Origin of the sequence: Streptomyces amritsarensis, assembly GCF_001953875.1 — a bacterium.
GTDB classification, from domain to species: Bacteria; Actinomycetota; Actinomycetes; order Streptomycetales; family Streptomycetaceae; genus Streptomyces; species Streptomyces amritsarensis.
Genome location: NZ_MQUR01000168.1, coordinates 1 through 7,892 on the forward strand (window position 1 = coordinate 1; position 7,892 = coordinate 7,892).

General features: G+C 69.0%; 7 protein-coding genes and 1 pseudogene. 6 read left to right on the forward strand and 2 right to left on the reverse strand.

Going from position 1 to position 7,892, the window contains the following annotated elements; genetic code table 11:
• On the forward strand, nucleotides 1-567 hold a 567-nt coding region (locus tag AVW11_RS34830; RefSeq protein ID WP_240528342.1), incomplete at its 5' end, for a hypothetical protein.
• Nucleotides 568-596: 29 nt separating this feature from the next.
• Nucleotides 597-1,359 (forward strand): annotated as a pseudogene (locus AVW11_RS34835) (transposase); the annotation flags it as partial.
• A 371-nt stretch (nucleotides 1,360-1,730) separates the two neighbouring features.
• On the opposite strand, the gene AVW11_RS34840 reads toward AVW11_RS34835, so the two are convergent.
• A complete protein-coding gene (locus AVW11_RS34840; protein WP_076047019.1) occupies nucleotides 1,731-2,129 on the reverse strand; it encodes a hypothetical protein in 399 nt (132 codons plus the stop codon).
• A 616-nt stretch (nucleotides 2,130-2,745) separates the two neighbouring features.
• Here AVW11_RS34840 and AVW11_RS34845 point away from each other — a divergent pair.
• The 4 genes from AVW11_RS34845 to AVW11_RS38830 all read left to right on the forward strand — a co-directional run bounded on the left by AVW11_RS34845 (nucleotide 2,746) and on the right by AVW11_RS38830 (nucleotide 5,925).
• Nucleotides 2,746-3,399 carry a hypothetical protein gene (locus AVW11_RS34845; protein WP_240528343.1) on the forward strand — a complete coding sequence of 218 codons (654 nt, stop codon included), beginning with the start codon at nucleotides 2,746-2,748 and terminating at the stop codon, nucleotides 3,397-3,399.
• A 755-nt stretch (nucleotides 3,400-4,154) separates the two neighbouring features.
• Entirely contained in the window at nucleotides 4,155-4,388 is a 234-nt protein-coding gene (locus AVW11_RS34850) for a response regulator transcription factor (RefSeq protein WP_076047020.1), read from the forward strand.
• 1,017 nt (nucleotides 4,389-5,405) lie between these two features.
• Nucleotides 5,406-5,705, forward strand: a complete 300-nt coding sequence (locus AVW11_RS34855; RefSeq protein ID WP_240528344.1) for a DUF6400 family protein — start codon at nucleotides 5,406-5,408, stop codon at nucleotides 5,703-5,705.
• Nucleotides 5,692-5,925, forward strand: coding sequence for a hypothetical protein (locus AVW11_RS38830; RefSeq protein ID WP_076047021.1), 234 nt, complete (start codon nucleotides 5,692-5,694; stop codon nucleotides 5,923-5,925). Before AVW11_RS34855 ends, AVW11_RS38830 begins: the two co-directional genes overlap by 14 nt.
• A 277-nt stretch (nucleotides 5,926-6,202) precedes the next feature.
• Here the strand turns inward: AVW11_RS38830 and AVW11_RS34865 are convergent, their stop codons facing one another.
• Entirely contained in the window at nucleotides 6,203-7,795 is a 1,593-nt protein-coding gene (locus AVW11_RS34865) for a serine/threonine-protein kinase (RefSeq protein ID WP_076047022.1), read from the reverse strand.
• Nucleotides 7,796-7,892: the final 97 nt, after the last annotated feature.

Below are 7,892 nucleotides of genomic sequence, written 5' to 3' on the forward strand. Positions count from 1 at the left end.
GCCGACCGGTGGAGCATGGTGGGCGTGGGCCAGCAGACGTCGGCCGCTGCGTTCGCTGGCGCGGAGGACCTTAATGCCCCCAGGCTCACCGCGGCGTCGGGGATCCTCTTCATGGAAGGGCAGGGCGAGCCGGTCGAACTACAGCGGCTGAAACGCGAGGTCGGGCTGCTGGCGGATGACGTCGAGCAGACGGGTGCCTGGCTGGCCGGTGCGATGGAGCAAGCGTGGGAGATCGCGGGGGGCCTGGCTGCGTATCCCGCTCTGGTCGACCTGCTCGGGGAGCGACACCGGATCATCGCCAACGACTGGCAATCGGCGGGCCTCCAGACCCTGGTCGCACGGCTGTTGCGGCGCGCTCTCGATTTGCTGGCCCGCATCGACTTCGCTCCGGCGGCGCTGAGGGTCGATCTGGGAGGCGAGCGGACGGCCCCCGCCCACCTGTATTCGGCTTCAGAGCTGCTGGACCGGGCAGCTGACCTGATGACGGAGTCGGCAACGCTGGTGCATGACAACGAGCGGCGCTGGCGCATCTTCCGTGCCCGAGTTCGGGAGTTGCAGTCCACGTAGACGTTCCCGCCGTGCGGGATGATCTCCGCATGGCAGCAGTGATCACGGCGTCCGAGTCGTCCTGGATAGCCCCGTTCACCGGGCTGAGCCTGGGGAAGCTCGGCAAGCTGATCACCGCGCTGCGGCGGGAGGGCGCGGACCGAGTGCGCACTGGACGGCCGTGGAGTTCGGCGCTGGAGGACCGGGTCCTGCTGGTCGTCGCATACTGGCGGACGAATCTGGCCCTGCGGCAGCTCGCCCCGCTGTTCGGCATGTCCAAGTCGGCCGCCGGCCGCATCATTGACCACCTCGGGCCGTCTCGCACTGCAGCCACGCAGGCGGTTCCGCAAAGACGCCGTGCTGATCGTGGACGGAACACCTTGGTCCCCACCCGCGACCACACCATCGCCGCGCAGTCGAAGAACTACCGGTACTCCACCAACCACCAGGTCGTCATCGGCGCCGACACCCGCCTGGTCGTCGCGGTCGGCCTGCCGCTCGTCGGGAACCGCAACGACTGCAAGGCCTGGGAGGAGTCCGGCGCCAAAGCCGACGTCGGTAACACGCTGACGATCGCCGACGGCGGCTACCCGCGAACCGAACCGTGATGCCCCACCGCCGACGCAAGCGCGAAGAGCTTCCGGACCGGAAACAGGAGCCCAACACGTCCCACAAGCAGGCCCGTGCCCGCGTCGAGCACGTCTTCGCCCGCTGAACACCTGGAAGATCCTCCGCGACTGCCGCCTCAAAGGCGACGGCGTCCACCACGCCATGCTCGGCATCGCGCGCCTGCACAACCTCACTCTCGCCGGACAGACAGACCAGCGGGCTACACGGTGGCCAACCACGCCCGAGGCGACTCGTAAATCATTTACGGGACAGCCCTTAAGCCCTGGCGCGGATCGCCGGCCAGGTCTCCTCGTGCCCGCCTGCGCGGTGATCAGTACCGCGACCGAGCGATTACGAACCGAGAAAGATCGGACTTAACGCCCTCTCAGCGCAAACGGAACCAGCCCGGCGCACCAGCTCGAGCGGCTCGAGCGGCTCAACCAAGCGCTCAACCGATCTGCCACACACCAGACCAGCCAGCTCTCGATGCACCAACAACCCCTCCCAGCGCCATCCGGCCCGGTACGCCCTTCCGGCACCGCAAAATCAGCCACGCTCGGGTCCGCACGGAAAGCTCAGCCGAACCGCCCACACCGGCTCAAGCGTTGGGTAAGACGCCAAGCGCCGTAGCGAACAGCACTCAACGACCACAGTGACAACCAGTAGACGGAGAAACTCATGAAGAACAGAATCGCCACACCGAGAACATCACCGACGACGGCCGATGGCTGAAGTTTGAATAGCAAGACAAAAATCAGCGCAGCCGCGACCAGAGAGGCCGCAGGCGCACACACCGCCAGCTCAAACCCGAAGGCCACGGGAAAAACGAGAAGACTTGCGACAAACCCCACACCAGCGGCAACCAGAACGGCCTCGACATAATCTCTGGCGATAAATCCTTCGTCAACGAAAAAGACTGCCGCAATCGGTAGGGTAACGGCCATGAATGCCAATACGATGACTGCTGCCGTCATGGCAATGGACAGTGAGTGCCGAAGGGCCGCCCACCCTCGAGACTCGGGATTGTAGACAGATGCGGGGCTGTCGAAGGCGGCAGTGACGGGTGGATTCATCGGAGGTTCACCACGCAAAATTCGCTCCTTCACGCCGGGTCTCACAACCCCTGACGCACCCGCCCACCTCCGCGGTTGCTCCGGGACGGGCCCACGAGAGAGTTGACCTTCTCCGCCCAGTCGATGCCGCAGTAGATCAAAATCCTCCCCTCCCCGCGCTCCCGTGTTCGTACTGGTCACGAGCCCATGCGGAACCACGCAGCGACCTGATCCAAGGACTCGACACGAGGTCGGTCCGCCACCTCAGCAGTTGTTCGTGGCACCAGCCCACCGCATGGGCCCCGGTCGGCGTTGCAGCTCCAGTGGCTCGGGCCTCGCAAGGGTCACCATGCGATGACGTTCCGTTTCCCCTGCATCGCACTGATCTCCCGGCCTGCCCCGGCCTGCCACCGAGCAGGACGCCGGTTCCACGTCCCAAAACGCCGCACACCGCCCCGATCTCTGACGGACTGCCGCAGCCGATGTCGGAGGTCCTGGATACGGTCGCCGGGTGAACGGATCAAGTACATCAGCCGGAGTGCCCGCCCACCGCGGTGCGTTGCTGCCTCTCCTGGGTACCGCCGAGGATGTCGTCGCCTTCTTCGCCGGGGTCGCGGACCTCGATGCGACGAACCCGGCCGACCACCTGTTGGACGACGGCGTCCGGCTCGCCTCGGGGGCCCCATTGGAGCAGTTCGCGCGGGCGGGCTCGGGAGACGCGTTCTGCTTCGTCGGCGAAGGCGGCGAGGAACGGCCTGTGGTGTACGTCAGCCTCGATGGCGAGGCCGGACTGCTCGCTCTGGGACTGTTGGAATTGGTGCAGCTGTGCCTGGTGGCACCGTGGTGGCGGGACGCTCCCGGAAGGACGGCCGAAGAACTCCAGGCAGTCGCCGCCGAGTACCGGGAGGACATGCCCGACCTCTACCGGCGGCGCGACCGCGCGGCCTGGGCCCTTGGTCTCGATCCGGCCGGACTGCCATCCGAGGCGGAGGTCCTGGACCGGCTCGTAAACCGTGCCCGGGGACCGGTCGCTACAGCCTGCCTTGTCGTCGGGTACAAGGGCGATCCACTCGACCCCCTGTTCGGTGCCGCCCACGACACCGACTTCCACCTGCCAAAGCTCATCAGCCATCGACCACCGCCCGGGCAAAGCGAACGAGGTCGTCCTGCCTCGCTGCCGCAAAGGCATTGACCAGGGTGTCCAAACAAGCTCACTAGGGAACGACGGGCCGTCTTCCGGTCCTGACAGCAGCCGTCCGGACCGCGATCGCTCGCCGGCCTCCTCATGACTGCAGCCGGTCATGACGGCTTCGAGCTGGGCGATCACGACGACCGGACCGATGTTCCTGAGGAAGACCAGGTCGAGTTTCCGCCTGCCCCGGGCCTCCCGGAGTCCGGAGGACCGCGCCGACAGCTTGGTCGCCAGCGGCAGACGAGTAGCCACACAGCGTCACGCCGTCGATTCCGGCTTCCAGGGCCGACACCGCTGGCTGGCACTGGCAGAGCAGGCCACGACCGAACACATAGGGCCACGCTCAAGCACGAACCACCCCGCCACCAGGCCGCCAGCATGCTCAGGAAACCCCCACAACCCACGTCAAGAGCGGGAACGACAGGAGGCGCCAGGGATAGCCGGGGGCAGGGATAGGGAGGGGCAGGGGATGGCGGGGCAGGCATGACGAAAGCGGTAAGGACAACAGGTACACCGGCAGCAGCGGCGGCGGCAAGAACGGCAGGAAGCGGTGAGGACGACAGGGATGCGGAAGCGGCGAGGAGGGGGCATCGGGGGTGGCCTGTCACACGGCTGTGACAGACGACAGACAGCCTCATGAAGTCCGACGGCCACGCTCTTAACAAGAGAACAAACCGGACATTCTTCCGGAATGTCCCTCCTGCTTCCGAGGACGCGAGCAGCGATGACCGAGCCGACACGGCGGAGGAAATCCCATGACTCACACACTCACCACGCCCCACACCGCAGCCACCGCCGCCACCGCACTGGCCCCCCGCGAACAGGAAGCACTGCGCCACATCGCCGCCGGACGCACCTACCTCCAGACAGCCCGCCACATGGGACTGTCCAAGCACACCGTCGACGCCTACCTGCGCCGCATCCGAGCCAAGCTCAACGTCAACAGCACCGCCGAAATGACCCGCATCGCCATCGCCCTCGGCCTGTAAAGAACCCCCCACGCGCACCCCGGCCCACTTTCCACCAAGCCCGTACCCCCACGCATGGGGCCGAGCCACACCCATCACGGCCCACCCGGACCGGACACAACACACACGCACGGCCGACAGACCCGAACAGACACGGCACCGACGGACCCCGGACCCCGACAGGGCGCGACACGAGCAGACCAGACAACACGGACACAGCGAGCCAGGCCAGGTCAGGCCGGGCGGGTGCAGCACGGCCGGGGCAGGTGGGCGGGCGCAGCACGGCCGGACACGGCACGGACACGGGCGGGCCCTGACCGAACACGACCCGGACGAACGCGGCACACGGCCGGGCACAGCCGCGCCCCGACACAGCACCCAGGCCAATCACGCCACGGGCGGGTGCCGGCGGGCGCAGCACGGCCGAATGCGGGCTGGTCAAAGCCGGGCCGGACCGGCAAGGGAGGGGCGCGGGGAGGGGCCGCCGTCGGACAGGCCAGACCCGGCGGGGCTGAAGCCGGGGCAGGCAGGGACGGGCGCCGCAGGGCGGCCCCAGCCGGGTAAGCCGTGCTCGACCAGGCCGGCCCCGGACAGGCAGGCGCCGGGCGGCGGTCCGGGAACGGCTCAGGGTGCGCAGACGGCCGTTCGGACAGCCCCGATCCCCCGCACTCACATCGTCGAACCAGTAACCACCCGCCGCCCGCGCCCACACCGGATCAACGAACACACTGACCGGACAGCATGACAGTCACCGCGCGCCTACCCTCAGCACGCGGCCCAAGAGCACGCACACCCGGCTTCCCCACCATCGAATCCCCAGCACACCCACCGGCCCCGGCGGACAATCCCGCAAGCACAACAAGCGCGACCCCAGCACAGCCGTTACGCAGTCCGCTCCAACACAAGAGCACCGCGACGCATAAGGAATCACGCACCGCGTACCCACCACGCCCAGCCATCGCCCCCGGCGGACGGCGGCCTGTGACTCCGCCCACCCTCCCTTGACCTGCCAAAGAAGGGCTACCTAACTTCGAAAACATGGCCCCCCACACCCCCACCCCCGACGACAACACCAGCCCCGGCGCCCGCAGCGGCACGGGTGGCGGTGCGTCCGAGCTGGCCGACTTCGCCATCGACCTGACCCCCCACGAAGTCCTCCGGCGCGCCCACGTCATGGAAGCCCTCGGTCCCCACTGGGACCCCATCCAAGCCCTTCAGGGCGAAGAAGCCGCACATGACCTGCTCTACTCCGGCCTCGACCCTCAGCAACAACGCCTCTACAACGAACTCGTCGCCGCCGGCATCCTCCCCGCCCGAGGACACCGTGCTGCCCCTTGACCCCCACGCCGACCCTGGCCGCCGGGCCTGGGTCCCCTGCCCCCAATGCCAAGACACCCGCCACTGCACCCCGTGCCAACAACGCCGCACCTGCCCCACCCATTGGCGCTACCTCCTCACCAACGTCGGCACCCTCCTCCACCTGCAATGCCCCCACTGCCACCACCTCTGGGCCCACGAAACCTCATTCCGCACCACCCCCAAACCGCCCCACCCCTGACACCCACTGCAGGCTCCGGGCACCCCGGCCAACCGGCCACGGGGTTCAGCCCCATGGGCCCGGCAGGCACAGGCGACCGAACAGGCGAGGCCCTCAGAAGGCGCGAGGGCCGGGGACCGGAGTTGCGGGATACAGAAACCAGGGCGGCGAACGGAAGTGGCGACTACCGCAGCCCGCACGCGGCAAAGCGCCCACTGCCCTCTTCATCTCGCGCACCCACCCCGCCGATCATCGCCCGAGGCGCGGCAAGAACCGAACGACAGCAGCACGAGTTCAGTCAGTCACGACGCGTGAGGACCTCAGGAGCGCCCACCGACTGAGCGCCCTCCGACTCCAGGACCACCCGGTCGGCCTGCGGCATCGTCAAGACGTAAAGGTTCCCCCGAGGACATTCGAACGTGGCCGAACGATCCGTGGGATGACTGGTCACCGCCACCAGCACCGCCGAATCCCGACCCACCTGCCGCAACTCCAACGCCTCCGTACACCCCAGATTCCGCCCCGAGCCCAGCTCCTTCACATCGCTCACCTGCCGACCCACCAACTCGCCCACCGCAGCGGAGTTCAGGGTGACTGTGACGGAGAACGCGCCCGTCCTGGCTCGTGTGACGCCGTCCGCGTCCGGGGTGCCCGGGCCGGTCCCCGACCAGGTACCCTCCCACGCGGCGGGCAGCACAGCCGCCCCCGCCACCGACGCGGGGGCCGAAGCGGTCGAGGTCGGGGCCGACGCCTTCCCGCCACCGACGCCGTCACGGTCGCGGTCGCCGTCCAAGAGGAGCCGTAGCGGGAACACGGCCAAACCCGCCAGCACCACGGCAGCCCCGGCCGCGGCGAGCAGTTGGCCACGGCTCCATGCCCACCCGGCGCCGGCCGCAGCGGGAGCCGTAGGAAGCGACGGAGCCGCCGGCGGACCCACCGGCACAGCCGGCACCGGCGGGGACGGGGGCGGGGTGAGGAGGCGGGCCAGTTCGTTCTCGCGACGCGCGATGTCGTCGGCCAGAGCCGTCGGCACCAGCATCTCCCACTCCCCCGCCCCCCGCCCGGCTGCGGTGGCCGTCAAGCGCTGGTGGAGTTCTGTGGCGGTGGGGCGCAGGGCCGGGTCCTTGGCCAGGCAGTCCGACACCAGTGCGGCCAGATCTTGCGGGACGCCGTCCAGCCAGGCGTCGTCGTGGACGATCCGGTAGAGCAGGGCCGGCAGTTGCAGTTCCTCGCCCGCGGCCATGAACGGGCCGCGGCCGGTGGCTGCGTGGACGAGGACCGCCGCGAGCGAGAACACGTCGGCCGCGGCCGGCGCGAGAGCACCGGTGGCCTGTTCGGGGGCGAGGTAGCCGGGGGTACCGATGACCGCACCGGTCTGCGTGTAGCGCGCGTCCCGCACCCCGCGGGCGATCCCGAAATCGATGAGGAAGGGCCGCTCGCGGCCCAGCAGCACGTTCGCCGGCTTGATGTCGCGATGAACGACGCCGGCCGCCTGCACCGTGACGAGCGCGGCCGCCAGCTCCCGGGCCAGGCAGTACAGGGCGGGCACCGGCAGCGGGCCGTGGCGGTGGACCCAGTCAGCAAGCGAGGGCGCAGCCACGTACTGGGTTGCCATCCACTGCGGTGCAGCGCCGGGCGGGCTGAAATCGACCACCGAGACCGTCCACGCCCCGCGCACCCGGTCGCTGGTGCGGATCTCCCGGTCGAAGCGCTCGGCAAAATCGGGCTGCTGGCTCAGATCCCGGTGCACGGTCTTCAGCGCCAGCGGCCGCCCCGACGCCGTGCGGGCCAGGAACACCTCGCCCATCCCGCCCTCGCCCAGACGTCCCAGCAGCCGGTAGCCACCGATCTCCGTCGGGTCGCCGGGCCGCAGTTCCTCCACCAACTCCACCGGATCCCCACGCCTGTTGCCGCCCGCCGGATCTGGGCCGCCCGATCAGGCCACCCTAAGGGCTGTCCCGTAATCCCCGGCGGGCGCACGACGACAG

What these genes read in the sequence shown, in the direction of transcription:
- AVW11_RS34840 (WP_076047019.1), bottom strand. Translation starts at nt 2,129, where the DNA reads ATGACGGCAGCAGTCATCGTATTGGCATTCATGGCCGTTACCCTACCG.
- AVW11_RS34850 (WP_076047020.1), top strand. Translation starts at nt 4,155, where the DNA reads ATGACTCACACACTCACCACGCCCCACACCGCAGCCACCGCCGCCACC.
- AVW11_RS34855 (WP_240528344.1), top strand. Translation starts at nt 5,406, where the DNA reads ATGGCCCCCCACACCCCCACCCCCGACGACAACACCAGCCCCGGCGCC.